The organism is Hydrogenobacter sp. T-2 (genome assembly GCF_033971325.1).
In the GTDB taxonomy this organism is placed as follows: Bacteria; Aquificota; Aquificia; order Aquificales; family Aquificaceae; genus Pampinifervens; species Pampinifervens diazotrophicum.
Genome location: NZ_CP117180.1, coordinates 414969 through 440933, shown reverse-complemented (window position 1 = coordinate 440933; position 25965 = coordinate 414969). Strand labels below are relative to the sequence as shown.

Annotated in this window: 28 protein-coding genes; 16 read left to right on the top strand and 12 right to left on the bottom strand. The window is 42.2% G+C overall.

Annotated elements, in window-relative coordinates:
• Both IAE16_RS02630 and ileS read right to left on the bottom strand, forming a co-directional pair.
• Positions 1-327: a hypothetical protein gene (locus IAE16_RS02630; RefSeq protein ID WP_323701168.1), complete on the bottom strand. Its 327-nt coding sequence runs from the start codon at positions 325-327 to the stop codon at positions 1-3.
• 25 nt (positions 328-352) lie between these two features.
• Entirely contained in the window at positions 353-3112 is a 2760-nt protein-coding gene (gene ileS, locus IAE16_RS02625; RefSeq protein WP_323701167.1) for an isoleucine--tRNA ligase, read from the bottom strand.
• A gap of 30 nt (positions 3113-3142) precedes the next feature.
• On the opposite strand from ileS, the gene IAE16_RS02620 reads away from it, so the two are divergent.
• Together IAE16_RS02620 and IAE16_RS02615 are read left to right on the top strand one after the other, a co-directional pair.
• Positions 3143-6160 carry a helicase-related protein gene (locus tag IAE16_RS02620; protein WP_323701166.1) on the top strand — a complete coding sequence of 1006 codons (3018 nt, stop codon included), beginning with the start codon at positions 3143-3145 and terminating at the stop codon, positions 6158-6160.
• 15 nt (positions 6161-6175) lie between these two features.
• Positions 6176-6376, top strand: a complete 201-nt coding sequence (locus tag IAE16_RS02615; protein WP_323701165.1) for a hypothetical protein — start codon at positions 6176-6178, stop codon at positions 6374-6376.
• Positions 6377-6581: 205 nt separating this feature from the next.
• On the opposite strand, the gene IAE16_RS02610 is transcribed toward IAE16_RS02615, so the two are convergent.
• From IAE16_RS02610 to IAE16_RS02600, 3 genes are read right to left on the bottom strand one after another with little or no spacing between them, the layout of a single operon-like run.
• Entirely contained in the window at positions 6582-6890 is a 309-nt protein-coding gene (locus tag IAE16_RS02610; protein ID WP_323701164.1) for a hypothetical protein, read from the bottom strand.
• A 48-nt stretch (positions 6891-6938) separates the two neighbouring features.
• Positions 6939-7892 carry an RpnC/YadD family protein gene (locus IAE16_RS02605; RefSeq protein ID WP_323701163.1) on the bottom strand — a complete coding sequence of 318 codons (954 nt, stop codon included), beginning with the start codon at positions 7890-7892 and terminating at the stop codon, positions 6939-6941.
• Positions 7893-7931: 39 nt separating this feature from the next.
• Positions 7932-8879, bottom strand: coding sequence for an RpnC/YadD family protein (locus IAE16_RS02600; RefSeq protein WP_323701162.1), 948 nt, complete (start codon positions 8877-8879; stop codon positions 7932-7934).
• Between the two features lie 60 nt (positions 8880-8939).
• Between IAE16_RS02600 and IAE16_RS02595 the strand changes: the two genes are divergently transcribed.
• On the top strand, positions 8940-9662 hold the full coding sequence (locus IAE16_RS02595; protein ID WP_323701161.1) for a flagellar hook-basal body protein: 723 nt from the start codon (positions 8940-8942) through the stop codon (positions 9660-9662).
• On the opposite strand, the gene IAE16_RS02590 is transcribed toward IAE16_RS02595, so the two are convergent.
• A complete protein-coding gene (locus IAE16_RS02590; protein WP_323701160.1) occupies positions 9659-10528 on the bottom strand; it encodes a 5'-3' exonuclease in 870 nt (289 codons plus the stop codon). The two genes, IAE16_RS02595 and IAE16_RS02590, sit on opposite strands and share 4 nt — an antisense overlap.
• Positions 10506-11168, bottom strand: a complete 663-nt coding sequence (gene thiE, locus IAE16_RS02585) for a thiamine phosphate synthase (RefSeq protein WP_323701159.1) — start codon at positions 11166-11168, stop codon at positions 10506-10508. Before thiE ends, IAE16_RS02590 begins: the two co-directional genes overlap by 23 nt.
• A 48-nt stretch (positions 11169-11216) precedes the next feature.
• Here thiE and IAE16_RS02580 point away from each other — a divergent pair, with 48 nt between their 5' ends.
• From IAE16_RS02580 to IAE16_RS02560, 5 genes are read left to right on the top strand one after another with little or no spacing between them, the layout of a single operon-like run.
• A complete protein-coding gene (locus IAE16_RS02580; protein WP_323701158.1) occupies positions 11217-11690 on the top strand; it encodes a Fur family transcriptional regulator in 474 nt (157 codons plus the stop codon).
• Complete coding sequence (locus tag IAE16_RS02575) at positions 11659-12174, top strand: lytic transglycosylase domain-containing protein (RefSeq protein WP_323701157.1); 516 nt, start codon at positions 11659-11661, stop codon at positions 12172-12174. The genes IAE16_RS02580 and IAE16_RS02575 overlap by 32 nt, the downstream gene beginning before the upstream one ends.
• 6 nt (positions 12175-12180) lie before the next feature.
• Positions 12181-12534, top strand: a complete 354-nt coding sequence (locus IAE16_RS02570) for a hypothetical protein (protein WP_323701156.1) — start codon at positions 12181-12183, stop codon at positions 12532-12534.
• 34 nt (positions 12535-12568) lie between these two features.
• Complete coding sequence (locus IAE16_RS02565; protein WP_323701155.1) at positions 12569-13267, top strand: RibD family protein; 699 nt, start codon at positions 12569-12571, stop codon at positions 13265-13267.
• Complete coding sequence (locus tag IAE16_RS02560) at positions 13245-13685, top strand: ribonuclease H-like YkuK family protein (RefSeq protein ID WP_323701154.1); 441 nt, start codon at positions 13245-13247, stop codon at positions 13683-13685. The genes IAE16_RS02565 and IAE16_RS02560 overlap by 23 nt, the downstream gene beginning before the upstream one ends.
• On the opposite strand, the gene speE is transcribed toward IAE16_RS02560, so the two are convergent.
• Positions 13682-14524 (bottom strand): polyamine aminopropyltransferase, encoded by an 843-nt coding sequence (gene speE, locus IAE16_RS02555; protein WP_323701153.1) that lies wholly within the window; start codon positions 14522-14524, stop codon positions 13682-13684. The two genes, IAE16_RS02560 and speE, sit on opposite strands and share 4 nt — an antisense overlap.
• Before the next feature lie 6 nt (positions 14525-14530).
• On the bottom strand, positions 14531-15271 hold the full coding sequence (gene rsmA / locus IAE16_RS02550) for a 16S rRNA (adenine(1518)-N(6)/adenine(1519)-N(6))-dimethyltransferase RsmA (RefSeq protein ID WP_323701152.1): 741 nt from the start codon (positions 15269-15271) through the stop codon (positions 14531-14533).
• Between the two features lie 17 nt (positions 15272-15288).
• On the opposite strand from rsmA, the gene yaaA reads away from it, so the two are divergent.
• The 4 genes from yaaA to IAE16_RS02530 all read left to right on the top strand — a co-directional run bounded on the left by yaaA (position 15289) and on the right by IAE16_RS02530 (position 18640).
• Positions 15289-15951, top strand: a complete 663-nt coding sequence (gene yaaA, locus IAE16_RS02545; protein WP_323701151.1) for a peroxide stress protein YaaA — start codon at positions 15289-15291, stop codon at positions 15949-15951.
• Positions 15952-16032: 81 nt separating this feature from the next.
• Positions 16033-16725 (top strand): NYN domain-containing protein, encoded by a 693-nt coding sequence (locus IAE16_RS02540; RefSeq protein ID WP_323701150.1) that lies wholly within the window; start codon positions 16033-16035, stop codon positions 16723-16725.
• Complete coding sequence (locus IAE16_RS02535; RefSeq protein ID WP_323701149.1) at positions 16722-17672, top strand: glycosyltransferase family 2 protein; 951 nt, start codon at positions 16722-16724, stop codon at positions 17670-17672. Before IAE16_RS02540 ends, IAE16_RS02535 begins: the two co-directional genes overlap by 4 nt.
• Positions 17673-17731: 59 nt before the next feature.
• Complete coding sequence (locus tag IAE16_RS02530; protein WP_323701148.1) at positions 17732-18640, top strand: LysR substrate-binding domain-containing protein; 909 nt, start codon at positions 17732-17734, stop codon at positions 18638-18640.
• On the opposite strand, the gene mtnP is transcribed toward IAE16_RS02530, so the two are convergent.
• Together mtnP and nth are read right to left on the bottom strand one after the other, a co-directional pair.
• Positions 18637-19470, bottom strand: coding sequence for an S-methyl-5'-thioadenosine phosphorylase (gene mtnP, locus IAE16_RS02525; RefSeq protein ID WP_323701147.1), 834 nt, complete (start codon positions 19468-19470; stop codon positions 18637-18639). The genes IAE16_RS02530 and mtnP overlap by 4 nt on opposite strands.
• Entirely contained in the window at positions 19467-20108 is a 642-nt protein-coding gene (gene nth, locus IAE16_RS02520) for an endonuclease III (RefSeq protein WP_323701146.1), read from the bottom strand. The genes mtnP and nth overlap by 4 nt, the downstream gene beginning before the upstream one ends.
• Positions 20109-20182: 74 nt before the next feature.
• Between nth and IAE16_RS02515 the strand changes: the two genes are divergently transcribed.
• From IAE16_RS02515 to IAE16_RS02500, 4 genes are read left to right on the top strand one after another with little or no spacing between them, the layout of a single operon-like run.
• A complete protein-coding gene (locus tag IAE16_RS02515; protein WP_323701145.1) occupies positions 20183-21346 on the top strand; it encodes an LL-diaminopimelate aminotransferase in 1164 nt (387 codons plus the stop codon).
• The gene (locus IAE16_RS02510) at positions 21343-22848 is read left to right on the top strand and encodes a sodium-dependent transporter (RefSeq protein ID WP_323701144.1); all 1506 of its coding nucleotides are present in this window, start codon (positions 21343-21345) and stop codon (positions 22846-22848) included. The genes IAE16_RS02515 and IAE16_RS02510 overlap by 4 nt, the downstream gene beginning before the upstream one ends.
• Positions 22845-24137: a PDC sensor domain-containing protein gene (locus tag IAE16_RS02505; protein ID WP_323701143.1), complete on the top strand. Its 1293-nt coding sequence runs from the start codon at positions 22845-22847 to the stop codon at positions 24135-24137. Before IAE16_RS02510 ends, IAE16_RS02505 begins: the two co-directional genes overlap by 4 nt.
• Complete coding sequence (locus tag IAE16_RS02500) at positions 24109-25242, top strand: acetoin utilization protein AcuC (protein ID WP_323701142.1); 1134 nt, start codon at positions 24109-24111, stop codon at positions 25240-25242. Before IAE16_RS02505 ends, IAE16_RS02500 begins: the two co-directional genes overlap by 29 nt.
• Here the strand turns inward: IAE16_RS02500 and IAE16_RS02495 are convergent.
• Positions 25233-25958, bottom strand: coding sequence for an SCO family protein (locus IAE16_RS02495; RefSeq protein ID WP_323701141.1), 726 nt, complete (start codon positions 25956-25958; stop codon positions 25233-25235). The two genes, IAE16_RS02500 and IAE16_RS02495, sit on opposite strands and share 10 nt — an antisense overlap.
• Between the last annotated feature and the right edge of the window lie 7 nt (positions 25959-25965).

Here is a 25965-nt window from a genome sequence, read left to right as displayed (position 1 = left end):
CTACAGTAGATTATACTTCTTCAAGACCCCATAAAGCCTTTTGTCCTCGTTTTTCCTATCCCACAGGATAAGCCCAATTATGGTGGCTATCAAAAGAAGTTGACCACCAAAGATGGCTATCATTATCTGAGTAAGCCTGTCTATTTGCTTCTCCATCTGCTGAAAGCGTTTGTCTATCTGCTGAAAGCCCATGTCTACCTTTGTATCAAGCCTCTCTATTCTTATCTCCATGCTTCTAAGCCTTTCCCTGTCCTCTTGAGTAAAAGAGACCTCCTTGGCAAAGCCAAAGCCCAAAAGCACGATTAAAAGAAGTAAAAGCCTAACCATAACACTTCCTCGTAATCTATTAAATTTATACCTCTTGTAGCACTCCTGCACATCTTTTGCATACTTCTCCCTCAAACTCTTCCTCTGGGTAGTATAGCCAGCATCTTGGACATTTCTTACCTTCCGCAGGAGACACGCCCACTCTTATACCCTTTAACGCCTCACCCTCTATAACATACCTACCACCCTCTGAAAACTTGACCCCGCTTACGGTAAAAAAGTATTTAAGGTAATCCTCATACTCTCTCGCAATTTCCAAGCCTTCTCCCCACAGAAAGACTTGAGCTTCATATGGGTGGTTTACCGCCTTGTCCCTTCTTGCTATTTCTATCGCCTTCATCACATCCTCTCTTAGCTTTATTAGATACTCGTAGTCCCTGAGGAGTTTTTCATCAATGAGCTCTCCTTTTCCTTGAGGTATTTGGTGCATAAAGACGCTCTCTGGAAGCTCTGGATTTATCTTCCTTAGATATTCCCAAGCCTCCTCTGCGGTAAAGCTAAGAAAGGGTGCAATTGAAGTAATGAGGGCTTCCGCCAAGGCATAAAGGACTGTTTGAGCGGACCTTCTTTCCCAACTGTTTGGAGCATAAACGTAGAGCCTATCCTTTAAAACATCAAGATACAGGCTCGAAAGCTCCACAGAGCAGAAGTTTCTTACCAAGTGATAGACCCTATGAAAGGCATATTCTTGGTAATGTTTATGAACCTCTTGAAGAAGTTTCTGCAAGTATGAAAGCATCCAACGGTCAAAGTGGTGAAGCTCCTCATAAGGCAACGCCTTTGAGACTTCAAAATCGTAGAGGTTTCCAAGCAAGAACCTTATAGTGTTTCTTATCTTCTTGTAGTCCTCCACGAGCCTTTGGATTATGCCCTTTCCGAGCCTCACATCCTCCGTGTAGTCTTCAGATACCACCCAAAGCCTAAGCACGTCCGCACCGTATTGCCTTATGACCTCTTGAGGTGAGACCACGTTTCCTAAGGACTTGGACATTTTTCTGCCCTTTTCATCCACCGTAAAGCCATGGGTAAGGACCGCCTTGTAGGGTGCTTCTCCGTAGCTGGCAACGGACTCAAGCAAAGATGCCTGAAACCATCCCCTATGCTGGTCCGAACCCTCAAGGTAGAGGTCCGCCTTTTGCACACCCCTCTTTCTCAAAACCTGTGCGTGAGAAGAGCCAGAGTCAAACCACACATCCAGAATATCCTCTTCCTTTATAAACTCCCTTGAGCCACAGGAAGGACAGGTATAGCCCTCTGGCAGGAGCTCTTCTGGAGACTTCTCAAACCAAAGGTCAGCTCCCTCCGGAGAAGTCTCTATCATATTAGCTACCCTTTCAAAGACCTCTAAGTCAGAGACCACATGCCCACAGTTTTTACAATAAAAGACCGTTATAGGCACACCCCAGAACCTTTGACGAGATATACACCAGTCTGGTCTGTTTTCTACCATAGACCCTATGCGGTTTTTGCCATAGGGTGGAATCCATTGAACTTTTTCTATCTCCTCAAGACACTTTTCTCTAAAACTCTTACCATCAACCTGACCTGACATGCTTATAAACCATTGAGGTGTTGCCCTAAATATGACAGGGTTTTTGCATCTCCAACAGTGAGGATAGGAGTGCCTTATCTTGCCTTCCCAAAGTAGTAAACCCCTTGCCCTCAGGTCTTCTATTATGAGAGGATTTGCCTCAAAGACCCTCTTGCCCCTTATAAACTCTGGTGCTTCTTGGGTAAACCTACCCTCGTCGTCCACGGGTGCAAAAGGCTCAAGCCCATACCTAAGACCCACCAAATAGTCCTCCCTACCATGACCCGGTGCCATATGCACAAGACCTGTTCCTGTAGAAAGCTCCACAAACTCCGAGGGATATACCCTGTTTACCCTGCCCCCATAGGGTGCAAAATACTCAAGACCCACAAGCTCAGACCCTCTTACCTGCCTTATAACCTCTCCATTTATGCCCGTAAGGGACTTAACACTTTCTAATAACTCTTTTGCCAATATGTAGGTCTCTTCTCCAGACTTGAAAAAGACATACTCATAGTCTTCTCCCACCATAACGCCACGGTTGGCAGGCAAAGTCCAAGGAGTGGTAGTCCATATAAGCAGGTATGTTTTTGGCTGGTCCCTTAGTGGAAACTTCACATATATGCTTGGGTCTTCCTTCTCGTAGTATTCTACTTCCGCCTCCGCCTCTGCGGTTTTGTCATATATGCACCAATAGACGGGTTTTTTGCTCCTTATGACCAAGCCCCTACTGAAGACCCTTCCTAATTCCCTTACTTCTTGTGCCTGATAGGCAGGGTCCATGGTTATGTAAGGATTTTCCCAGTCCGCAAGGACCCCCAGCCTTATAAACTCTTCCTTTTGAACCTTTATAAACCTCTCCGCATAAGCTCTACAAAGCCTTCTAAACTCCACCTTACCAAGCTCTTCCTTGGAGAGCTTTTTCTCCTTTAGCTCCTTTTCCACCTGCTGTTCTATAGGCAGTCCATGACAATCCCAACCAGGCACAAAGTCCACACGATACCCTGTCAAAAGCCTATATTTGACAATTAGGTCTTTAAGGATTTTGTTGAGAGCATGCCCTATATGAATATGCCCGTTAGCATAAGGTGGTCCATCATGAAGCACAAAAAGGGGTTTGTCCTTGTTTCTCTCCCAGAGCTTTCTGTATAGCCCCTGCCACTTCTGAAGTATTTGAGGTTCTCTCTCTGGCAGGTTTGCCTTCATTGGAAAGTCCGTCTTTGGAAGGTTTAATGTTTCTGCGTAGTTTCGCATGAGGTTATATTATACTAAGCTAATAGAGCCATGCCCTTTATAACAAACAGCGACCAGAAAACCCTTGAGCAGAGGCTAAGGTATATAATCCCCAAAAGTGTGGAAATAAACATCCTTGTGGGCTTTTTCTACTTTTCCTCCGCACCCTTCTTGTATGAGGTTCTCAAAGATATGGAGGAGAAGGGAAAGCTAAGAGAAGGACATATAAAGATTCTCGTTGGGCTTGATGTGGACCAGAGGATAAACAAACTTTATGAATATGCTCTTGAGACTTCAGACCCAAGAAATCAATTTTTCCTCTCTTTGGACAAGGCTTTTACCTCCAGTGATACGGACAGAAAAGAAACCTACGAGCAAGTGGAGTTTTTTATAAAACTTCTACAGGAAAAGAAACTTCTTTTGAAAAAGACAAGGAAACCTAATCATGCAAAGCTTTACCTTTTTATCTTGGAAGAGGGACAAGCAATACCACACCTTTTTATAACGGGCAGTAGCAATCTAACCATCGCAGGGCTTAGCTATCAAGAAGAGTTTAATGTGGAAATAAGGGACTATGGCTTTGATGAGGCTAAAGCATACTTTGATAAACTATGGGAAAAAGCGGTATCCCTTGATGTAAACAAGATATTAGACCATATTAGAACAAAAACCTTCCTAAGGGCTATAAGCCCCTTTGAAGCCTATGTATATGCACTTAAAACCTACATGGAAAGCTACACAGATACCTCGGAAAGTTCAAAAAACACTATAAAGACTCTATTGGAAGAGGCAGGATATAAAGCCTATAGCTATCAAGTGGAAGCGATTGCACAGGCGGTTAGAATAGTAAACACCCATAATGGTATTATTTTGGCGGATGTGGTGGGACTTGGAAAGTCTGTTATAGCGGTTGCGGTAGCCAAAAGACTTGGCACAAGAGGAATTGTTATTGCACCACCACACCTCATAGGAGACGAAGGAGAAAACTATGGGTGGAAAAAATACTTGGCGGACTTTGGACTGCATGACTGGAGAGTCTTTTCTGTGGGAAAGTTAAAGGAAGCCTTAGAATATGTGGAGAAACACCAGGATGTCCAAACTGTTATAGTGGACGAAGCCCACAGGTTTAGAAACGAAAACACCAAAAGCTACACCTATCTGCAACAGATATGCAGTGGTAAAAAAGTTTTACTTTTGAGTGCAACTCCCTTTAACAACAGACCTTCGGATATATTTGCCATGCTAAAACTCTTTACCATTCCCAAAAAATCCACCATAGTCTTTGACGAAGACCTTGAAGGTAAATTTGAAGAGTTTGAAAGAGACTTCAAAAAACTATCCTACATAAAAACCTATTGGAACTCCTCAAACAAGAGCAACAAAGAACGTGCCCGAAAGTATTATAAGGAACTTTTCAAAGAAGATGACATAGACATAAACAAGGTAAAAGAAACCGCAAAGAGTTTGGCAAGGCAGATAAGAAGTATTATTGAGCCAGTAGTTATAAGAAGAAACAGGCTTGACCTACGGTATTACCCAGACAAAATAGACCTTCCTGAAGTAAAAGACCCTATAGAGAAGTTTTTTGAGTTAACACCAGAGCAGTTAGACTTTTACGACGAGGTCATAAGTGCCTTTACCGACCTCTCAGAAGGTGGAAGGTTTACAGGAGCCATATACTTTCCAGAGAGATACAAAAGAGAAGAGGAAGAAAATGAGGATTTTACTTACCTCTATCAGAAAAACCTTTATAGCTTCATGAGAAGACTATTGGTAAAGAGGTTTGAAAGCAGTTTTGGAGCCTTTAAAAATAGCCTCAAAAGGTTCTTAGAAATTCACGAAAATGCCTTAGATTTCATAGAAAGAACAAAAAGCTTTGTGCTTGACAGAGACATCATAGAAGAGATACTTTCTGTTGAGGACGATGAAACCGTAGAGCAAAAGCTAAAAGAATTAGAGAAGGTATACAAACAAGGCAAGAAGTCAAAGTATCATGAAGTTTACAAGATAGAAGAGCTTGGTAAAAAGTTTGTTGAAGATATACAGAGGGACATAAGGCTTTTTAGGGAGCTTTTGGAGAAGTTTGAAAGAATAGGTTTGGAAAGAGAAGACCCAAAAGCAAAAAAGCTCATAGAAACAATAAAGGAGTTTTTAAAAGACAGAAAGGTGGTAGTTTTTACAGAGTATGTGGATACCGCCAGATATTTATGTAAAATCCTTGAAGAAGCTTTTGGTGATAAGGTTCTTTGTGCCCATGGAAACCTTTCAAAACAAACCATAGAGTCCATATACAAAAACTTTGATGCCAGTGCAAAAGAGCAGAAAGGTGAGTATGACATTTTACTTGCCACTGACAAGCTTTCAGAGGGTTTTAACCTAAACCGTGCAGGAGTGGTTATAAACTACGATATTCCCTGGAATCCTATAAGAGTTATCCAGAGGGTTGGAAGGATTAACCGTATTGGTAAAAAGGTTTACGATGAGCTTTCCATTGTAAACTTCTTCCCTACAGAAAGGGGAGCGGATATAGTGCGTTCAAGGGAAATAGCCCAGAACAAGATGTTTATGATTCACAAGGTTTTGGGAGAAGATGCAAAGATATTTTCACCAGAGGAAGAGCCACAACCCTCTGAGCTATACAGGAGACTTACCACCTACACGGAAGCAGAGCAGGAGAGCTTTTTCTCAAAGGTAAGAAAGGAATTTGAGGAAATAAAGGAAAGGCACCCAGAGGTTTTAAAGGTTGTGGAAGAGTTTCCATACAGAGTAAAGACTGCAAAAAGGCACAGCCAAGAAAACCTTATAGTGCTAATAAAGAAAGGCACAGACCTATTTGTTGGCTACAAAGAACCAGAAGGAAAACCAAAGATAGTTAGTTTTGAGGATGTATACGAGCATATTAAGGCAAGTTATCAAGATAGACCTCTTGAGCTTTCTGAGAGCTTTTGGAAAAACTACAATGAGCTTTTGAACCATGCTGCAACAAAAACAATAGGAAAATTACAGAGAAGTTATTCAGAAGCGTGGAGTATGCTAAATACTATAGTCAGGAACTATCAACTACCATAGGACTTACGTCAATATGTGAAAAACCTTATGGAAAACATAGAGAATTACAGCACTGTGCCAAAATACGTGATAAACAAAATAAGAAACCTGTCCTTGGGAAAGGACTTGCAGAAACAACTTATGCAACTCAAGGAAGAATATCCAGACCCAGAGGTAAAAGTCCTTATGGAAAGCCATGAGCCCGTTTATATACTTGCGGTTGAAAATAGACTATAAAAGGTTTACGAGCCAAAGTTTGCCTTTCTATTGCTTTGTCCAATATATTCGCAGAGAAAGTAGAAATTTCAGTCATCTGGAGAATTTTTATGATATAAATCATGCTTATTAAGCTGTTGTCTCTCAATAATTTTAAGGCAAGGACTAAAGATATTAGACAAAGCACCTTTCTATGTTAACTGCACCCCAAGTATATGACGAAGTTTTAGAGATTTAGCTCCTTCTTCAACACTTCCAATACTTTCTCAGAGCTTATCAACTCTTTAATCAAAGCGTGTAAAAAATCTCTGTCTTTTATCTCTCTTACTCTTTCCTCCAAGCCCTCTGGCACATAGCCAAGCTTACTCTCTACGAGAGTTATAACCATATTTTGTGCGAACTCTAACTTTCCAATCTGCCTACCCTCTTGCAGACCGATCTGTTTACCTTCCTCAAGCCCAAGCCTATACAGAATATCCTTTCTCAACATCCTCTTCGGCAATCTTATATCCTCAGGTCTAACCACTATAGGCATGTGCCTAACCTCCTCCGTGAGCCTTGCCACTATGAGTTTTGAATTAGTCTATGAAATTCTCAGTTCAGTAGACAAAACCTGCATAACGTCCTCAGAAGTAGAAGCCAACTTCTTGGCTAAAGACCTCAAAAACTCCACGTCTTTTATTTCCCTTATCCTATTTGCTATTTCTTCAGGCACATAGCCGAGTTTACCTTCAATTATGGCTATAAGCATCTCTTGTGCAGATTTCAAAAGACCTTCCTCCAGTCCAATCTGTTTACCTTCCTGAAGACCAATCTGTTTACCCTCTTCAAGTCCAATGTGTCTACCCTCTTCAAGTCCAATCTGTTTACCTTCTTCAAGTCCAAGCCTATAAAGAATATCCTTTCTCAACTTCCTCTTTGGCAATCTTACATCCTCAGGTCTGACCACTATAGGCATGTGCCTAACCTCCTCCGTAAACCTTATCCTTAAGTTAGGTCTTAGTTCTGTTAGCGTCAAGGCTTTCAAAAGATAGGCTTTTCTCTCTTCCTCGTTCATACCTTCCATTGTCTTTATGAGTTTCTCTATCAGATATGCCTCATCCTCCACCCTACACAAACAAGCCAGTAGCCTATCCATAGGGTCTGGGCTTTCCAAAAGCACATTGCAGTCTATCTGCCTTATGTCAAGCATCTCATAGCTAAAGGTAAGGTTTCTAAGCCTTAGCTTTGATTTCATCCTTAGCTTTCTGTTTCCCACATAAACAAGGAGCTGTTTTATGGGACTGTTTGGATATCTTTCCCATATGGCGAGGTAATAGCGTAGCATTCTGAAGGGCATGTTAGGGTCGTTGAAGGACTGGAATTCTATATGCAATACACTCTCATCCTCAAGCCTTGCCAAGAAGTCTACTCTTAGCTCTGTAGAGGGAAAGTTTGTGGGTAGTAGCTCCTTGATGGGTGCTGGTGTGAGTATTCTGCTTAGCCTGTAAGGGATTTCCTCAAAGATGTCTTTTAGGGTTATGTCTTTTGAAGACACACAAAAAGTATATCACGCATTCGTAAGGAGTTAAAAGGCTTAAACATTCAACTCTTTTTTCAGGACTTCCAGCACTTCCTCAGAGGTTATCAGCTTTTTAATCAAAGCATGTAAAAACTCTCTGTCCTTTATCTCTCTTACCATCTCTGCCAAACCCTCCGGCACATAGCCAAGTTTACCCTCTACGAGAGTTATAACCATCTTTTGTGCAAACTCTAACTCTCCAATTTGCCTACCTTCTTCAATACCAATCCGTTTACCCTTTTCAACACCAATAACTTCGCCCTCTTTTCTACCCTCTTCAAGTCCAATCTGTTTACCTTCTTCAAGTCCAAGCCTATAAAGAATATCCTTTCTCAACTTCCTCTTTGGCAATCTTACATCCTCAGGTCTGACCACTATAGGCATGTGCCTAACCTCCTCCGTAAACCTTATCCTTAAGTTAGGTCTTAGTTCTGTTAGCGTCAAGGCTTTCAAAAGATAGGCTTTTCTCTCTTCTTCGTTCATGCTTTCCATGGTCTTTATGAGCTTTTCTATCAGATACACTTCATCCTCTACCTTGCACAAACAAGCCAAAAGCCTGTCCATAGGGTCTGGGCTTTCCAAAAGCACTTTGCAGTCTATCTGCCTTATGTCAATCATCTCGTAGCTAAAGGTAAGATTTCTAAGCCTTAGCCTTGACTTCATTCTTAGTTTTCTGTTTCCCACATAAACAAGGAGCTGTTTTATTGGAGTGTTAGGATATCTCTCCAATATGGCAAGGTAGTAGCGTAGCATTCTGAAGGGCATGTTAGGGTCGTTAAAGGACTGAAATTCTATGTGCAGTATGCTTTCGTCCTCAAGTCTTGCTAAAAAGTCCACTCTTAGCTCTGTAGAGGGAAAGTTTGTGGGTAGTAGCTCCTTGATGGGTGCTGGTGTGAGTATTCTGCTTAGCCTGTAAGGGATTTCCTCAAAGATGTCCTTTAAAGCTATGTCTTTTGAAGACACTGGGAAATTATAGCACACCACTTGCAAACTACATTAAAATATGGTTTAGGGGGTTTAAAAATGGCGATAGAATACCAGCCTTTATATATCCTATCCAGTGGAATGCTACTTCAGCAGAGAAAGTTGGAAACCATAACCAACAACCTTGCCAACGTGGATACGCCAGCCTTTAAGAAAGACCTAATTTTGGCAAGCCTCTGGGAAACTCCTATGGGTCAAGGCTTTCCAGACAACGACCCACAAAACCCAAGCAACAACTTTTTATATCCAGTCATGGAAAGGGTCTTTACAGACCTCTCTCAAGGAGCTATAAAACAGACGGGAAACCCGCTTGACCTTGCCATAGAGGGCAATGGCTTTTTTGCAGTTAGAAGTGGTCAAGAGGTGCTATATACAAGAAAGGGAAACTTTAGGCTGGACGCAGACGGCTACCTTGTCAACGAGCTTGGCTACAGGGTGCTTGATACAAACCTCAATGAGATAAGGCTGGAAGGGCAACCAACTTTTGGTATTGATGGTTCTGTGTTTGTAAACGGTCAGCAAATTGCTACTATCGGTGTGTTTGAGCTTCAAAACCCTCAGAAAATAGGAAGAGACCTCTATACAGGTCAGGCTCAGCCTGCTCAAGGCTATAGGCTTATGCAAGGCTTTCTTGAACTTTCCAATGTGAACCCTATTCTTGAAATGGCAAAGCTTATTCAAACCCACAGAGCTCACGAGGTTTATTCCAATCTTATAAGGTCTCTTGACGCCATTTATGAGAGGTTTAACCAGAGCTTTTAAAAAAGGCTCTTTTGTGCAGAGGCTTTTGAGAGGCTGTCAAGCTCCTTTATAAGGCTTTTCATTTCCAATTCTTCAAACCTTTTCCTTAATGCGTTAAAGTTAGGACTTTTTAGCCTTAACTCTTCTTCTTTTAGGCTTAAACCCTCTACTTTTTGCAGTTTTAGAAGAGATAAAGCAAGCTCAAGGCTTTCTCTATTTGCCTGAGGAAAGGCTCTAAGGAAGTCTTGCCAGTTTCTCAAAAGGTTTTCCACACTACCGTAGGCTTCAAGAACTTTTATGGCAGTCTTTGGACCTATACCCTTTACGCCTTCTATATTATCCACCTTATCACCCACAAGGGCAAGGTAGTCTGGAAGTTTTTCTGGTGGAACGCCAAACTTCTCCAAAACTTTTTTCCTGTCAAAGACCTCACCGCTTATGGGATTAACCACTACAAGCCTTTCACACACAAGCGACAATATATCCTTGTCTGGTGAGTAGACTTTTACAGAAAAACCTCTTTCAAGAGCCCACCAGCTTATGGTTGCAATTATGTCATCCGCCTCATAGCCTTCCACTTCATACCTTTTAATGCCAAGAAGGTCAACAAGCTCCTTTATAACTGGTATCTGGACCTTTAAGGGGTCTGGCATGGAAGGTCTCTTGGCTTTGTATTCTCTATAGACCTCTTCTCTCTTTGTAGGTGCAGGCAGGTCAAAGGCTATGGCAAAGTAAGAAGGCTTTTCTGTTTTTAGTATGGAAAAGATAGCCCTCATAAAGCCGTATATGGCACCGGTAGGAAAGCCAGACCTTGTGGAAAGAGGTGGAAGAGCAAAAAAGCTCCTATACAGAAAGGCGGAGCCGTCAAGGAGATGCAAAACCTTCATGGAGAGCCCTTCTGTAATAGCCTTTCATAGCTTCCACAAGGCTTCTTGTAGCCTTTTCTACGTCCTCAAAGCCAAGGATAGCAGAAACCACCGCAATACCCTTTGCACCCGCAGAAAGCACCTCCGCAACACGATAGTGAGTTATACCACCTATGGCGACTATGGGCTTTGAGGTTAGCTTTACCGCTTGACGCAGACCCTCTATACCTACCAATTTGTAGTTTGCCTTTGTGGTAGTCTCATACACAGAGCCAAAGCCTATATAGTCTATGGGAAGATGCTCCACCTCTTTTAGTTTATCCACAGAGTTTACTGAGTATCCTATAAAGATTTTGTCTCCTACGAGTTTTCTAACCACATCGGGAGGAAGGTCTTCTTGACCCACATGAACACCGTCCGCAGACACCGCAAGAGCTAAGTCCACCCTATCGTTTACCACAAGCTGAACATTATACCTTTGAGTGAGCTCTCTAAGAACCAAAAGCTCCTCATACATCTGCCTTGTGGACTTGTTTTTAAACCTATACTGGAGTGCAGTTATTCCACCCTTTATGGCGGACTCTATGGTAGATACGAGGTCCCTGTCTTTAAGGTAGCTGTCATCGGTTACAAGGTATAAAGTTAAGTCTGGCTTTTTCATTCTTTCCTCCTGTTGCAAATGATATTCAGTTAGACTATATTATAAGGTATGCAGTTGGAAGAACTAAAACAGAAGTTTGAGCAGTTTTTGCGACAGAACGGACACAAGATTACGAGGGGTAGGTTTGAGATAATAGACAAGATAGCCAGCTATGGTCCTCACTTTGAAATAGAAGAACTTGTCCGCTGGATAGCAAACCAAGACAGGTCTATAGCAAGCAGGTCTACCGTCTACAGAACCGTAAGGCTTCTTCAGGAGTTTGGAGCAATAAGGGAGGTGATAAAGCTGGGCAACAGAACCATATATGAGTTTGTGGCGGGAAAGCCACACCATGAGCATCTCATATGCGTGGAATGCGGGAAGATAATAGAGTTTTACAAAGAGGAAATAGAAGAGTTTCAAGACAAGGTGTGCGAAGAGCACAGCTTTACACCTTTAAACCATAGGCTTGAAATTTTTGGTATATGCTCAGACTGCAAGGCAAAAAAATATGAGAATAGAAGGCTGGAAGTTGGAGCTTAAAACTACGAGAGCAGAGCATATAAAACCTAGGGAGGACTTTAGCTATTACCTTAACTCTGCTATGGAAAAACAGCAAGAGCGTGTAAATAAAGAATCCTTGCCAGTAGATGCAAGAATTAGTGCAAAGGTGGAAGAGGTATCCCAAAAGTATGGAATCCCTAAGGAGCTTATCTATGCCATAATAAAGCAAGAGAGCAACTTCAACCCGAAGGCTTACAATAAAAACAAAGATGGCACAGAGGATAGAGGTCTCATGCAGGTCAACTACCAGCACAACCTAAGGCTTATGAGAGAATATGGCATAACAGACCCAAACCAGCTTTTTGACATAGAAACCAACATAGAGCTTGGAGCAAGGATACTCTATGAAAACTTCCAAAGGTTTGGCAACTGGGCAATGGCTGTAAAAGCCTACAATGGGCTGAAGGCAGACAACTGGGACTATGTGAGGGGAGTTTTTGAGAAGCTGGCTCTTTTTAGGTGAGGTGCAATGGAAATAAGGGAACTTACTCAAAAACAAAAGGACTTTCTAAAAAACCTCTTTGAGATTGAAGAACTTCCAGAGGATATGGAGTTGGATGAGTTTCTTGCCTCAAGAGGCTGTAAGCTATACGAGTGCCTAAGTTGTGGCAAGCTGGTATTTCACGATAATTATGAGTTTTGGAACTTAACGGATTGCTGTGATGACAATTCAAAGCTGGTAGAAGGTGGGCTACTTTGTGAGGTATGCTACTCAAGAACTCCAGAAAACCTAAAGCACTGGATATTTTTCAGACCTACCTACTACAAAGAGGTAAGCTTTTTGCCACCAGAAGGTAAAAATAAGCCAACAAAAGGACAATAAGAAGGACTATATTCATAATTAGTGGGGGAGAGCTATGAAACCGTGGGTAAGTATAGTTTCAGGAATAACAATTGATGGTAAAATGGCTCCTGCCAAGGGCGTGTCCTCTAAACACACTATGCCCTTGCCTTTAAAAGTGAGAGTATACTTGCATACCTTAAGGTCAAAGTTTGACGCCATAAGTGTGGGATGCAACACGGTAAGGCTTGATAATCCACTCCTAAGGGTAGAATACACGGAGGGTAAAAATCCTATAAGGGTTATACCGTGCAACAGAGTAGATATATCGCCAGATATGAACGTCTTTAAACCACCGAGTGATGCTATCTTGGCTGTTCCAGAAAATACAGACCGAAGGGCTTTAGAATCCTTTATAAGGCAAGGGGTTAAAGTCCTGCTCGCAGGTAGAGATGAAATAGACCTTAAAGTCATGCTTGGAAAACTTTACGAACTTGGAATAAAAAGCTTAATGGTAGAGGGTGGTTCAAAGCTAAACGGAAGTCTCTTGGCTCTGTCTCTTGTGGATGAGCTTGTAATAATTCATCATCCAATGGTGGTATTTTCAAAGGATGCACCCTCTTTTGCGGAAGCGATGAACGTCCCTGTGCTAAACTTAAAACTTGTTAGTAGTGAAGTTATAGAGGGATACCTTATAACCCGTTGGATTCCAGAAGGGTTGGAAAACAGAAAGAGTGAATTAGAATATCTATATGCCTCTCATAAGGGACATTGAAGAGGTAAAGGAGTTTATAAGAAAAACCTCGCAGAAGACCGCTGTTTATGTGGGCTGTGATTCAAGACAGGTTAAAAACCACACGGTCTTTGTTTCTGTGGTAGTTGTTCACATAGATTCCTGCAGAGGTGCAAGGATATTCTGGAAAGTGGATAAAGTGCCACGCATAAGGTCCCTAAGACAAAGGCTTTTAGAGGAGGTAAGTAGAGCGGTTTATCTTGCCCTTGAGATTTCTGAAGTGGTTGGCAACAGACCTTTTGAAGTCCACCTTGATATAAACCCAAACCCAGAGCATAACTCCAGCGTAATACTCAAGGAAGCCATAGGTTATGTGCTTGCTCAAGGTCTAAAGCCTGTGGTAAAGCCTCATTCCATCGCAGCTACTACTGTGGCGGACTATATTACCGGCAAATACTAAAACACGTATTCACCGGATATGAGCCTGTTATAAAAGCTCTCTGGTAGGAAGGCATGACGGTGCATGTCCGCAGAGTATAGCTTTGTCTGAACCCTTACCTCTCTGGAAGGCTCTCTTACGGGGTGCTTCTTAGAGCCTATGGACATAGTCCACCAGTATCCTGCGTATCCCGGTATTACTGCGGTGTAGAGGTCTACTATTGGGAAAACTTTCTTAAGAGCCTTTTGTATTCTTCTAACTATTTCAACATGGTAATGTATGGATTCTGTCTGACCCACGTATATGCCATCTTCCTTTAGGGCTCTGTAGACATACTTAAAGAACTCCTCTGTGGTTAACACGTGGGCAAAACCCACTGGGTCTGTGGAGTCTACTATTATCACGTCAAACTCGTTTTCGTAGTCTTGAATGTATTTATATCCATCCTCATTGAGGATTATTGCTCTTGGGTCTTCAAAGGCGACCGCCATGGTAGGTAAGAACCTTTTGGATACCTCTATAACCTCCTTGTCTATGTCCACAAGGACAGCCCTTTTGACCTCCGGGTGCTTAAGAACTTCCCTTAGAACTCCACCATCACCACCGCCTATTATAAGAACATTTTCCGGGTTTGGATGGGCATAAAGTGGCACATGTGCCATAAACTCGTGGTAGATGAACTCATATCGCTCGTCGCACTGGGCAACACCATCAAGCACCAAGATTTTTCCGAAGTGTGGCGACTCCACAACCATTATTTCCTGATATTCGCTCTTACCGTGGTAAAGCACATTGCTTATGGGATAGCAATGTCTTATGGGTGCATATGGGTCTCTTTCCATGAAGAAGGTGTCCATCATAGTCTTTCACCTCTCATTTTTTTGAAGCATATTATAAAGCATAAAAACTCTGTCTGGCTCAAGAGTTTCAACCCTACACATGGGGTCAATGCCCGCTTTTAGAAGTATAGTTTCTGGAACTTTATTCTTTAGAGCCTTTCTTCTCATGGAGTATAAGCCTACCAAGAAACTCTTATAGTCCATAAGGTCTAAATTTGGAAGCTCCTCCCTTCTGCTTAGCCTAATAAGTCCGGATTGCACCTTTGGGGGTGGCACAAAGAAGCGCGCAGGCAAGCTCATAAGATACTCAACCCTATAAAAGGTTCTCACAAAGGTAGAAAGCCAAGAAGCTCCCTTTTGAATTTTCTCTGCCACTTCTTTCTGTAGCATGTAAACTGCCATTGGAATGCAGGAATGGTGAAAAACCGTATTTTCCAATATAAGACTTGCCACATTATAGGGTAGATTTCCCACCACTTTGAGGTTTTCTCCCAGAGAGCAAAGGTTAAACTTGGTGGCATCTTCTTTGTGAATAAATACTCTCTCCTCTTGTATGTTTTTATGAAGAATTTCTACCATCTGCGGGTCTATTTCTAAAAGATGAAGCTCTTTGAAGTTCTTTTTTAGGATTTCTTTTGTTAGGTTTCCAGTGCCTGGACCTATCTCAACCACTATGTCCTCCTCTTGGAGTTCCAAAAACTCCACTATGCGTTCAAGGACACCCTTTGCCACAAGAAGGTGTTGACCGAGATGTTTTTTGAGCTTCATGCCTTATAATTTTAGGCATGTTTCTTTTCCTCTTGCCTTATAGTAGGCTTCAAAGGAAGTTGGTCTTTAAAAATTGTGATGATAGCAGGTTTACACTTGAGGAGTTTGAGCCTCTTGCAAGGTCTATTGAAAAGGCGTTTGTCAAAGACTACTCTCTCGCACCTTTGTATAGAAGGTTTAGCGATGTTTTTTGGGAAAGTCTTGAGCTGTGGGTCTTGCCTCCTCCTGTGGTCAGTTACATAAAGGAAAATTCATGGGTCTTATCTCCTTTGTATGGTCTTGTTAAACCTACCGCTTGCATTCCCTTTGCACCCGTATCTTGGAAGGAATTTTATGGAGAGAAAACTCTGATGGATTTCTGGAAAGAACACATAAGAAACCTCTCAAAAAAGCTCCTTTCTGAAAAGGTTGTCGTTTCCTTTGTTAGCAAGCCTTACGAGAAACTCTTTGACCTAAAACATGCCAAAGGCTTTTTTAGCTTTGAGTATTATAGGAAAGACCAAAGGGTAAAATTGCCCTATAAGCACTACGCCTATACGCTAAGATACATAGCTGAGAAAAACTTGAGCTTTTCGGAGCTTGAGAAGATAAACTTCTATGACTACAAGGTAGAAAATGTAAAAAGCCTTGGCAATAAAACCTTGGTGGTTATGAGGTCGGAGGGTAGGTATGAAATCTAAACTTGACAAATCGTGTGCCAGGCTATATAATATAGTAGATGGTTCCCAGAACCTACTCTTGAATGAGGGGGGTCCAAGAAGTTGAGCGGACCCCTCAAGTCCATTTATAAAGTTGCTATACTGGTAGATTGGGAAAATGTAAGATACAGAATATTTGATAATAATATTCTTAAAAAACATGGAATACCTGACAACCTAACCATAAACTACAATGAAAATCCGCAGAAAGCTATAAACTTTTTGAAATCTTTCGTAGACCCACAGCAAGAGGATATTTTTAGAATATATTTTTATACTTGCTTGTATCCAGAAACAATAAAATTGAAGAGGGAAAAACTAAATATACACAAAGATGAAGACCGTAAAAGAATTGAAGCTCTATACCCTAAATATTTAAGAAATTATGAGCTTAGTAAAAGCTTAGTTAACAGTGTAGCTAAAATGGACAATGTTCAAGTTAGGCTTGGACATCTTAGCCCTCGTGAGGAAAATAAAGACACAGCCAAAAGTCTAAGATTTGAACAAAAGCAGGTGGATATGCTAATAGGTTTGGATGTGGCAACACTCTCGTATAAAAGGCTTGTCGATAGGATAATTCTCTTTTCTTATGACACTGACCTTTTGCCAGCAATTCTTCTCGCTAAGGATAATGGCCTCCAAATAGTACTTCCTGCTATAGAGGGAATTATAGAACCACCAAAGGAAATGATTAGAGAAGCGGACTTTGTAAGGAATAAGAACTATGTTAAAATAGTAGAGAGCTTAAGCACATGAAAAGCACTTACCTTTCTGTAGTTATACCTGCCTACAACGAGGAAGACAACATACCCATACTCTATGAAAAGTTAAAGGGAGTTCTTGAAAGGCTTGGAAGAGAGTATGAGATTATTTTTGTGGATGATGGTTCTGTAGACAGGACTTGGGAAAGGCTAAAGGATATAGCGGAAAAGGACCAAAGAGTAAAGCTAATACGCTTTAGGAAAAACTACGGACAGACCGCTGCCATGTATGCGGGCTTTCAGCATGCCACCGGAGAGGTTATCATAACCTTGGATGCGGACCTTCAAAACGACCCAGAAGACATTCCCATGCTATTGCAAAAGTTGGAGGAGGGCTATGACATAGTAAGCGGGTGGAGAAGGGATAGAAAAGACCCCTTCCTCTCAAGGAGACTACCTTCTATGATAGCTAATTGGATAATCTCAAAGGTAACTGGTGTGGAGCTTCATGACTACGGATGCACTTTAAAGGCTTACAGGGCGGACATAGTAAAAAGGCTTGAGCTATACGGGGACATGCACAGGTTTCTGCCAGCACTTACAAAAAGGCTTGGAGCAAAAATAACAGAAATTCCAGTGAGGCATCATCCAAGATTGTATGGAAAGTCAAAGTATGGCATTGGTAGGACTGTAAGGGTCATTCTTGATATTTTCTTGGTAAAGTTCCTAAACGAATACATAAACAAGCCCATGTATGTTTTTGGGACTTTGGGCTTTATCTTGCTTAGCTTGGGTCTTATTGCACTCTTTTATCTTGCTTTTATCAAACTCTTTCTTGACCAAGATATAGGAAGGAGACCCCTCCTAATTCTTAGCGTTCTTTTCATTCTTGCAGGTATACAGCTTATATCTACAGGAGTAATAGCGGAGCTTTTAGTGAGGATATACTATAGGACAAAAGAAGATAAACCCTTTGTAGTAGAAGAAAAGGTCAATCTGTAGACAAAAACGTATGACTACATTCATTGAATGTCTTGCAGATTTATGTATAAGCTAATTTCATGAAGAATATTGATATAGACCTGCGATTGCTTGAGCTTTTCTGTTGCGTGTATGAGAAAGGAAGTCTGTCCGAGAGTTCTAACTGTCTCCACCTTTCCCAGTCTACAATAAGCTTTCATATACACCAGCTAGAAAAATCTACAGGGCTTAAACTTTTTTACAGAAAAGGCAGGAAGCTCCTGCCCACGAGCAACGCTCACATGCTATATCCCTACGCAAGAAAATTGCTTGAGCTAAAGCTCTCTGTAATAGAAGAGATAAGGCTTCTGACGGGTTCTTACAAGGGATACATAAAAATAGGAGCAAGCTCCATACCGGGAAGATACCTACTTCCACATTTTATAAGCAGGTATCTTAACAAAAACCCAAGCACCAAAATAGACCTAATAGTGGAGGATTCGGAGATAGTGCTCAGTAAGATTGAAGCAGGGGAAGTAGACATAGGCTTTACAGGCTTTGTTCAACAAGACAGAAGGATGGAAATAATAGAGGTTTGGGAGGACAGCATACTCTTTGTTGGTGGTAAAGATGTGAAGGATGGGCTTACCTTAGAAGAGCTTACCAAGATGCCCTTTGTTCTGAGGGAGGAGACCTCGGGTACAAGGAAGTTTGTGGAAGGCTTTCTGAACTCTGTGGGGGTGGATGTGAGAAGCCTAAATGTGGTTCTTGTAGTGAACAAGAATGAGGTCATATTGGACGTATTAAAAAACATAAGGGCGGTTTCCTACCTCTCTTCCCATGTGCTGAAAGGGTCTGATGCGTCCGAAATCCGTGTCCTAAGGCTTCAGGGTTTGGAAATACCTAAGAGGAAGTTTTACATGGTCTACAGCAAGGACAGAGCACAGGGCTCGGCGGTTAGGAACTTTCTTGAGGAGTTCAGTAAATTTCTACAGGAAGTAAGTGTTTAAACCTCCGCACCATCTAATATGCGGTCGCAACCGCAGGTTCTATTCTCTGGTAGTCTCTTTATAAACTCAACTATCAACTTGCCTATTTCTTGCTCTTTTTCTTTCATAAGACTTATAACCTCGTCGCTTGTCAGTCTGTAGCCTGCTATACCTGCTGCAGGGTTTGCCACTACGCACACACTGGCATAGCACATGGTAAGCTCTCTGGCAAGGACCACCTCAGGATAGCCCGTCATACCCACCACATCGCTACCAAGCCTTTCTATCGCCCTTATCTCTGCCGGTGTTTCAAACCTTGGACCCTCTGTGCAAGCATAAACACCAGAGGGATGGTAGGAAAGTTTTAAGTCTTCCAAAACCTCAAAAAGAAGGCTTCTCATCTGAGGACAGTATAGCTGGCTTGCGTCTATGTGAACTACCTTTCCTTCTTTCAATAGTTTGGCTACCTTGTCATTGCCATCCACAGGCAGAGAAAACTTACCTTCGTAAAAGGTGTCTTTTCTGTTTTTTGTAAGGTCAAGAAGGTCGTCAATTACCACAAAATCTCCTGGCTTAAAAGTCCTATTTATGCCACCAACCGCAGACACAGCCAAAACTCTATTTACACCAAGCTCCCTCAAAGCCCAGAGGTTTGCCCTATATGGCACAAGATGAGGGGGGTATACATGCCCTTCACCATGCCTTGAGATAAAGGCAAGCTCCCTATCTCCCACTTTGACTATTACCACTTCAGAAGAGGGTTCGCCAAAAGGCGTCCTTACTTTAAGTTTTTTCACTATTTCAAAGCCTTCAAGTTTATAGAGTCCACTGCCACCTATTACGCCTATCATAACTCCCTCGAAGGACAGAGGTCATAAAGAGGACACTCTTGATGCTTTGGCTTTTGTGCGGTGCATATATACCTTCCAAGAAGGACAAGGAGGTTAGAGAATTTTCCCCATTGTTCCCTTGGGACTATTTTCATTAGGTCTTGCTCTATCTTCTCAGGTTTTTTCTCCCTTGTGAGACCCAGCCTTTGACTAACCCTTAACACATGCGTATCTACCGCAATACCTTCGTTTTTCCCAAAGGCGTTGTATAGGATAATGTTTGCACTTTTCCTGCCTATTCCGGGTAGGCTTGTGAGAGCTTCCATACTGTCTGGAACTTGTCCTCCAAACCTTTCCATTATCTGCTGACAGGCGGACTTTATAAACTTTGCCTTGTTTTTATAGTAGTTTATGGAGCTTATATCCCTTTCTAACTCCTCTAAGGGTGCTTTAAGGTAGTCTTGACAGCTTCTATATTTCTTGAATAATTTCTCGGTCAGTTGGTTTACCTTTTTATCTGTTGATTGTGCTGCAAGTATAACAGCCACCAGTAGCTCAAGCGGGCTTGAAAATTTCAGCTCAAGCCTATCTGGAAACACCTCCTCAAGCCTTGAAAGAATTTCTTGCACCATTTTGGCTCTTATAGAATTATATACCATATCCCGAGTGCGAAATTAAGACCATATGTATACTCTATTATATAATATTCCTGCTTAAGCTCAGGAGGTGCAAAATGCTTGAATACGCCCAGAGGATAAAGGCTTTGCCACCTTACCTTTTTGCTCAGATTGACCAGAAAAAAAGAGAGAAAATTTCTCAGGGTGTAGACCTAATTGACCTTGGGGTGGGAGACCCAGACATCCCCACGCCTCAACCTGTAGTGGAAGCTATGCAAAGGGCTGTAGAAAATCCAGAACACCACAGGTATCCTTCCTATGAGGGCATGCTCTCTTTTCGTCAGGCGGTAGCGGATTGGTATAAAAGACGCTTTGGTGTGGAGCTTGACCCTCAAAGGGAAGTGGTCACGCTAATAGGTTCAAAGGAGGGTATAGCCCACTTTCCTTTAGCTTTTGTAAACCCCGGGGATGTGGTTTTGTGTCCAGACCCTGCTTATCCTGTATACAAGATAGGCACGCTTTTTGCAGGCGGTGAGCCTTATATTTTGCCACTTAAGGAAGAAAATGGCTTTCTTCCAGACTTTAAAAGCGTTCCAAAGGATGTGTTAAAGAGGGCAAGGATTATCTGGGTAAACTACCCTAACAACCCAACCTCTGCTACAGCAACTGAGGTTTTCTATAAGGAACTAATAGAGTGGGCGAGGGAAAATAACATAATTGTTGCCTCTGACCTTGCCTACTCGGAGATATACTTTGGCAATGAAAAACCCATGTCCATCCTACAGATAGAGGGTGCAAAGGACATAGCCATAGAGTTTCATTCCTTTTCCAAGACCTTTAATATGACAGGCTGGCGTCTTGGTATGGCAGTGGGAAACGAAAAATTGGTTGCAGGTCTTGGAAAGGTAAAAACAAACGTGGACTCGGGACAGTTTCAGGCGGTGCAGGAGGCTGGTATAACCGCTTTGAACCTTCCAGAGGAGGAACTGCAAAAGATAAGAGATACATACAAGGAAAGAAGGTCTGCCATGGTAAAAGCCCTCGAAGAGGTTGGTCTAAAGGTCTATCCCTCTGATGCTACCTTTTACCTATGGATAAAAGTGCCTAAGGGATATACCTCTGCGGAGTTTGTATCAAGGCTTCTTGATGAGTGTGGAATAGTATGCACTCCCGGGAACGGCTTTGGAGAGTATGGAGAGGGGTACTTTAGGATTTCCCTCACTGTGCCTACTCAAAGACTTCTTGAGGCTGTGGAAAGGATAAAAAGGCTTAAGCTATGAAAAAAAGGGAAGTCTGGGCTTCAAGAGTAGGTCTCATATTCGCCGCAGCGGGGAATGCTATAGGTCTTGGAAATCTCCTTAGGTTTCCGTCTAAGGTAGCTCTCTACGGCGGTGGTGCCTTTATGATTCCCTACTTTGTGGCTCTTTTCCTTTTGGGAATACCTCTTTTGGTCTTAGAGTGGGTTATCGGTAGGTATGCGGGTTCAAAGGGACATGGCTCTATGACTGGCATTATGGGTTCTCTTTTCCATCATGCCAACTGGGCGAGGGTGTTGGGTTCCATAGGTGTAGCAATACCTTTTCTCATAGTGTGCTACTACATATACATTGAGTCTTGGACGCTGGGTTTTGCGGTGCTTTCTATTTTTGGACAACTGCCACATCCTGTGGATAGCACCGACCCTAAAACCGCCATGCAACCCTATGTGGACTTCTTTAAAAGCTACACAGAACCCTCATACTTGGCTATAGTCTTTCTTATTATTACCCTTGCGGTTAACTGGTATATACTCCAAAGGGGTGTGGTAAAGGGTATTGAGCTTACCGCAAAAGTAGGCATTCCCGCACTTTTACTCATGGGTATTTTCCTTGCCATAGTCTCTCTTTCTATAAGAGGTGGTAAAGGCTTAGAGGGTCTGCTTTTCATATACACTCCCGATTTTAGCAGGATATCTGACCCTCAGGTTTGGCTTGAGGCATCGGGGCAGATATTCTTTACCCTTTCCCTTGGAATGGGTGCTATTGCCACCTATGCCAGCTATGTGAAGGCAAGAGAAGATGTGTTAAAAACAGGTCTTTGGACTGCAGGTCTTAATCAGTTTGTGGAGGTAGTCATAGGTGCCTCCATAGCTATACCCGCTGCCTTTGCCATGTTTGGTGCTCTTGCGGTCCCTGAGCTCGCAAAGGAAGGTACCTTTAGGCTGGGCTTCATGTCCATGCCTGCGGTTCTTATGGCTCTGCCTTTGGGCTGGCTTTTGTCTGCGGTATGGTTTTTCCTGCTTTTTATCGCAGCACTAACTTCAAGCCTTGCACTTACGCAACCTCTAATAGCTCTCTTTGAAGATGAGATGAGATGGTCTCACAAAAAGGCGGTAAATGTTTCTATGCTTATGGTTTCTGTAGGTGCTTTTCTTTCTGCCTTTCTTCCAGGGTTTATAGATGAGGTGGACTTTTGGGCTGGGACTTTTATGCTTGTCTTTTTTGCACTTGTGGAAATAATAGTCTTTGTGTGGATATTTGGAGTTCATAAGTTCCACCATGAACTGACAAGGGACGTATTCTTGAAGGTGCCAAAGCCTTTGGTTTATTTCTTTGCTATAGTTTCTCCCATATTCTTGGTAATACTCCTATACCAATGGGGTGTGGTGCAAGCTCCTAAGGTATTGGCTCAGGGTGGATTGGATGTAACAGTTGCACGCATGTTTATAATAGCCACCCTTGTCTTCCTCGCCTTTATTGCCATAGAAAGTAGAAGAAGATACCTTTCTGGACCACACTTATGAAGGAGATTAAGCTCTCTCAACTTGCCACAGGCATTCCAAAAATAGAATACAACCTTGGCATAAGGGAAGCCCTAAAGGCTTTTGAGGAGTATGGCATGTATGACTTTTTGGTGGTGGTAATGAACAACAAACCCATAGGCATAGTCAACAAACTTGACCTCGTTAAAGCTCAGCACAGAGAGCATTTGACCGTGGGAGATATTGCCCATCCTCTTATGAAGCTAAGGGAAGCAACACTAAAGCCAGAGCACCTTACCTCTCTTTTAGACTTTTTTAAATCCTGTAAATTGCCTATTTTACTTGTGGACAAAAAAGGTTCATACATGGGTGTCCTCTTCTACCACGTGGTTCTCTATTATGCAAGCCTTTTCAAAGAAGCTACCATTCCCATGTTTCAGAAGCTAAGGTCTCTCTTCGGTCATGAATACTACTTTTACTGTTTTTACATAAGAGGTCTAAAGGAGTTTGTGGAAGAGTATGGCTCTTCAAAGGCGGAAAGCCTTCAGAGAGTTCTGTATGAAGCGGTAAAGACCAGCATACAGGGAGATGTAAGCCTATCTTACGAAGAGAATGAAGTCTATGCCCTTTCTAAGATAAAGCTAAAAGAGGAAGAAATTATGAACCTATACAGAGAGTTTCAGAGGGAGTTTTCTTTGCTTTATTCGGAGGCGAGCCTAGTTTACCTATTTGGATACTGTATACCTATGAAAAAATTGAAAAACTTTGAGGAATTTTTCAGAATAAGCTCGGAGTTAAAGAAGAGAATGGAAGATATCCATGATGCCTCTTGCTTTATATTTCACGAGGAAAAACCTTCAGTGGTTTTGTGCGAGTATGAAAGGAGAGAGCTTATACATCACATAAGAAACAGAATAAAACAAGATTTTGAAAGCATAGTGGAGAGCCTAAAAAGGACAGACAGAGACCTATGGGAGTTTACTCTGTATGACTTCTTTAAGAAGTATCCTTACTTTGAACTTTTCTACATAATAGGAGAGAATGGTTTGCAGGTTTCCAACAATGTGGTAAACCCAAAGCTTACTTATACAGTAAAAACTGGGAAAAAGGGTGCGGATAGGTCAGAAAAGGAGTATTTCAAGAAGGCAAGCCACGAAGACGTTTACATTTCCAACATATACATCTCACAGGCAACGGATGATTTTTGTATTACAGTATCAAAGAAGTTTAACTATGGAGAGAAGAACTACGTGCTTGCAGGAGACATAAACTACAGAGAGGTGCATAAACTGGTAAAGGGTTATGCGGAAGAGCTCAAGGCTGATAGGTAGCTACGCATACAGAAACTTAAGATACACCAAGAACCATCCTCTTAGAATACCCAGAGTTTCTCTCCTGCTTGAACTTTTAAAGGCTATGGGTCTTCTCACAGAGGCGGAGCTTGTAGAAAGCAGACCAGCCCAGTGGGAGGAGCTAAGACTCTTCCACGAGGAAGAATATCTCAAAGCTCTTGAAGAATGCGACCAATGTCAGTGTGTAAAGAGGGAATATAGGGAAAGGTTTAACATAGGCACTTACGAAAACCCTGTCTCTCCAGCCATGTGGAGAGGTTCTTTGCTTGCCACTGGTTCTTCTGTGCAGGCGGTGGAGCTGTTTCTTGAAGGTTTTACCACCTTTAATCCTGCGGGTGGTATGCACCACGCTTATCCCTCAAGAGCAAACGGCTTTTGTTTTATAAACGACCCTGGCGTAGCCCTCCAGTATCTCCTTTCAAAGGGTTATAAGAGAATCCTATACATAGACCTTGATGCACACCACTGCGACGGAGTGCAAGACTTCTTCTACGAAGATGACAGGGTGTTTGTCCTCTCCATCCACCAGTCTCCTGAGTATGCCTTTCCCTTCAAAAAAGGCTTTATCCATGAGAGAGGCTCTGGAAAGGGTAAGGGCTATAACCTTAACCTTCCACTTCCTAAGGGAGTCAATGACAGGGAGTTTCTCTTTGTCCTTGAGAAGGTGTTGACAAAGGTTTTAGAGATTTTTAAACCAGAGGTATACCTTCTCCAGCTGGGAACAGATGTTTTGAGCGAGGATTACCTTTCCAAGTTTGAGCTCTCCAACTGGGGCTTTCTTAAGGCTTTTGACCTAATAAGAGATATGCTTGGGGAGGGTATATATCTTGGAGGTGGAGGCTACCACCCTATTGCACTTGCAAGAGCTTGGACTCTTTTGTGGTGTAGAATGTCAGAGAGGGACATACCTAAAAGCCTAAACCAAAAGGCGAGGGAGCTTTTGCTTTCTGTGGACTTTGAAGAGTTTGACGATGAGGTAGACAGAAGCTACATGTATGAATTGCTTTTAGATATGCCAAGAGAAGGAGGTGTTAGAGAGGAGGTAAAAGGGATAGTTGAACAAGCTCTATCTTATTACCTTTGAAAATTCCTGCTTTCTTCTCTTTTCTGAAGTAGTCTTGCACTGGATATCACAAGATATAGCCCGCTAAAGGACAAACCTAAAAGACCAAAAAAGAAGAGAAAACTTCTAAAATCTTCCAAGAGGTCTCTGGCACCTAAGGAATATTGTAGAGCCTTAACCATGTTCTTTTCATCAAAGACCACACCGTAGATATACTTTTTGACCTTCATATCAGGAGATATAAACACCACAAGATTAGGGTGGACAAAGTCCCTTGTCTTAGGAATAGACATGAACCTAAAGTCTATGGCATCCACAAGTCTAAAGAGGTCTTCTTTTGTCTTTGCCCTAACTACCTTCCAGCCTTCACCGTCAAGACCGTATTTCTCCTGAAAGGCTACTATGTCTTCTTGTCCATCTAAGGGGTCAAAGGTGAAGGAAAGAACCCAAAAGTCCTCACCGGGTTTTCCAAGTGCTGGAACTACCTTCTTTAGAGAGTCCGTTATTATGGGGCAGGCGGAGTTGCAGTGTGTATATATGGGGCTTAAGATAATGGGTTTTCCCTTGAGAGTGTGAAGGTTAAACTCTCTTCCTAAGGAGTCTACCAAAAGCACATCAGGAAGCTCCTTTCCAAGAGTTCTTCTCTCGTTGGGTGGTATTCCCGTTGAAGCCTCTTGAGAAAGGGAAAGATTTATAAGAAAAAGGAGGGCCACAAGCCCTCTCAAAACACCACTCACGACGGAC

Coding starts and splice junctions, on each gene's coding strand:
- IAE16_RS02630 (WP_323701168.1), bottom strand. CDS start 327: ATGGTTAGGCTTTTACTTCTTTTAATCGTGCTTTTGGGCTTTGGCTTT.
- ileS (WP_323701167.1), bottom strand. CDS start 3,112: ATGCGAAACTACGCAGAAACATTAAACCTTCCAAAGACGGACTTTCCA.
- IAE16_RS02620 (WP_323701166.1), top strand. CDS start 3,143: ATGCCCTTTATAACAAACAGCGACCAGAAAACCCTTGAGCAGAGGCTA.
- IAE16_RS02610 (WP_323701164.1), bottom strand. CDS start 6,890: ATGCCTATAGTGGTTAGACCTGAGGATATAAGATTGCCGAAGAGGATG.
- IAE16_RS02595 (WP_323701161.1), top strand. CDS start 8,940: ATGGCGATAGAATACCAGCCTTTATATATCCTATCCAGTGGAATGCTA.
- IAE16_RS02590 (WP_323701160.1), bottom strand. CDS start 10,528: ATGAAGGTTTTGCATCTCCTTGACGGCTCCGCCTTTCTGTATAGGAGC.
- thiE (WP_323701159.1), bottom strand. CDS start 11,168: ATGAAAAAGCCAGACTTAACTTTATACCTTGTAACCGATGACAGCTAC.
- IAE16_RS02580 (WP_323701158.1), top strand. CDS start 11,217: ATGCAGTTGGAAGAACTAAAACAGAAGTTTGAGCAGTTTTTGCGACAG.
- IAE16_RS02575 (WP_323701157.1), top strand. CDS start 11,659: ATGAGAATAGAAGGCTGGAAGTTGGAGCTTAAAACTACGAGAGCAGAG.
- IAE16_RS02570 (WP_323701156.1), top strand. CDS start 12,181: ATGGAAATAAGGGAACTTACTCAAAAACAAAAGGACTTTCTAAAAAAC.
- IAE16_RS02565 (WP_323701155.1), top strand. CDS start 12,569: ATGAAACCGTGGGTAAGTATAGTTTCAGGAATAACAATTGATGGTAAA.
- IAE16_RS02560 (WP_323701154.1), top strand. CDS start 13,245: ATGCCTCTCATAAGGGACATTGAAGAGGTAAAGGAGTTTATAAGAAAA.
- speE (WP_323701153.1), bottom strand. CDS start 14,524: ATGATGGACACCTTCTTCATGGAAAGAGACCCATATGCACCCATAAGA.
- rsmA (WP_323701152.1), bottom strand. CDS start 15,271: ATGAAGCTCAAAAAACATCTCGGTCAACACCTTCTTGTGGCAAAGGGT.
- yaaA (WP_323701151.1), top strand. CDS start 15,289: ATGTTTCTTTTCCTCTTGCCTTATAGTAGGCTTCAAAGGAAGTTGGTC.
- IAE16_RS02535 (WP_323701149.1), top strand. CDS start 16,722: ATGAAAAGCACTTACCTTTCTGTAGTTATACCTGCCTACAACGAGGAA.
- IAE16_RS02530 (WP_323701148.1), top strand. CDS start 17,732: ATGAAGAATATTGATATAGACCTGCGATTGCTTGAGCTTTTCTGTTGC.
- mtnP (WP_323701147.1), bottom strand. CDS start 19,470: ATGATAGGCGTAATAGGTGGCAGTGGACTCTATAAACTTGAAGGCTTT.
- nth (WP_323701146.1), bottom strand. CDS start 20,108: ATGGTATATAATTCTATAAGAGCCAAAATGGTGCAAGAAATTCTTTCA.
- IAE16_RS02515 (WP_323701145.1), top strand. CDS start 20,183: ATGCTTGAATACGCCCAGAGGATAAAGGCTTTGCCACCTTACCTTTTT.
- IAE16_RS02510 (WP_323701144.1), top strand. CDS start 21,343: ATGAAAAAAAGGGAAGTCTGGGCTTCAAGAGTAGGTCTCATATTCGCC.
- IAE16_RS02505 (WP_323701143.1), top strand. CDS start 22,845: ATGAAGGAGATTAAGCTCTCTCAACTTGCCACAGGCATTCCAAAAATA.
- IAE16_RS02500 (WP_323701142.1), top strand. CDS start 24,109: ATGCGGAAGAGCTCAAGGCTGATAGGTAGCTACGCATACAGAAACTTA.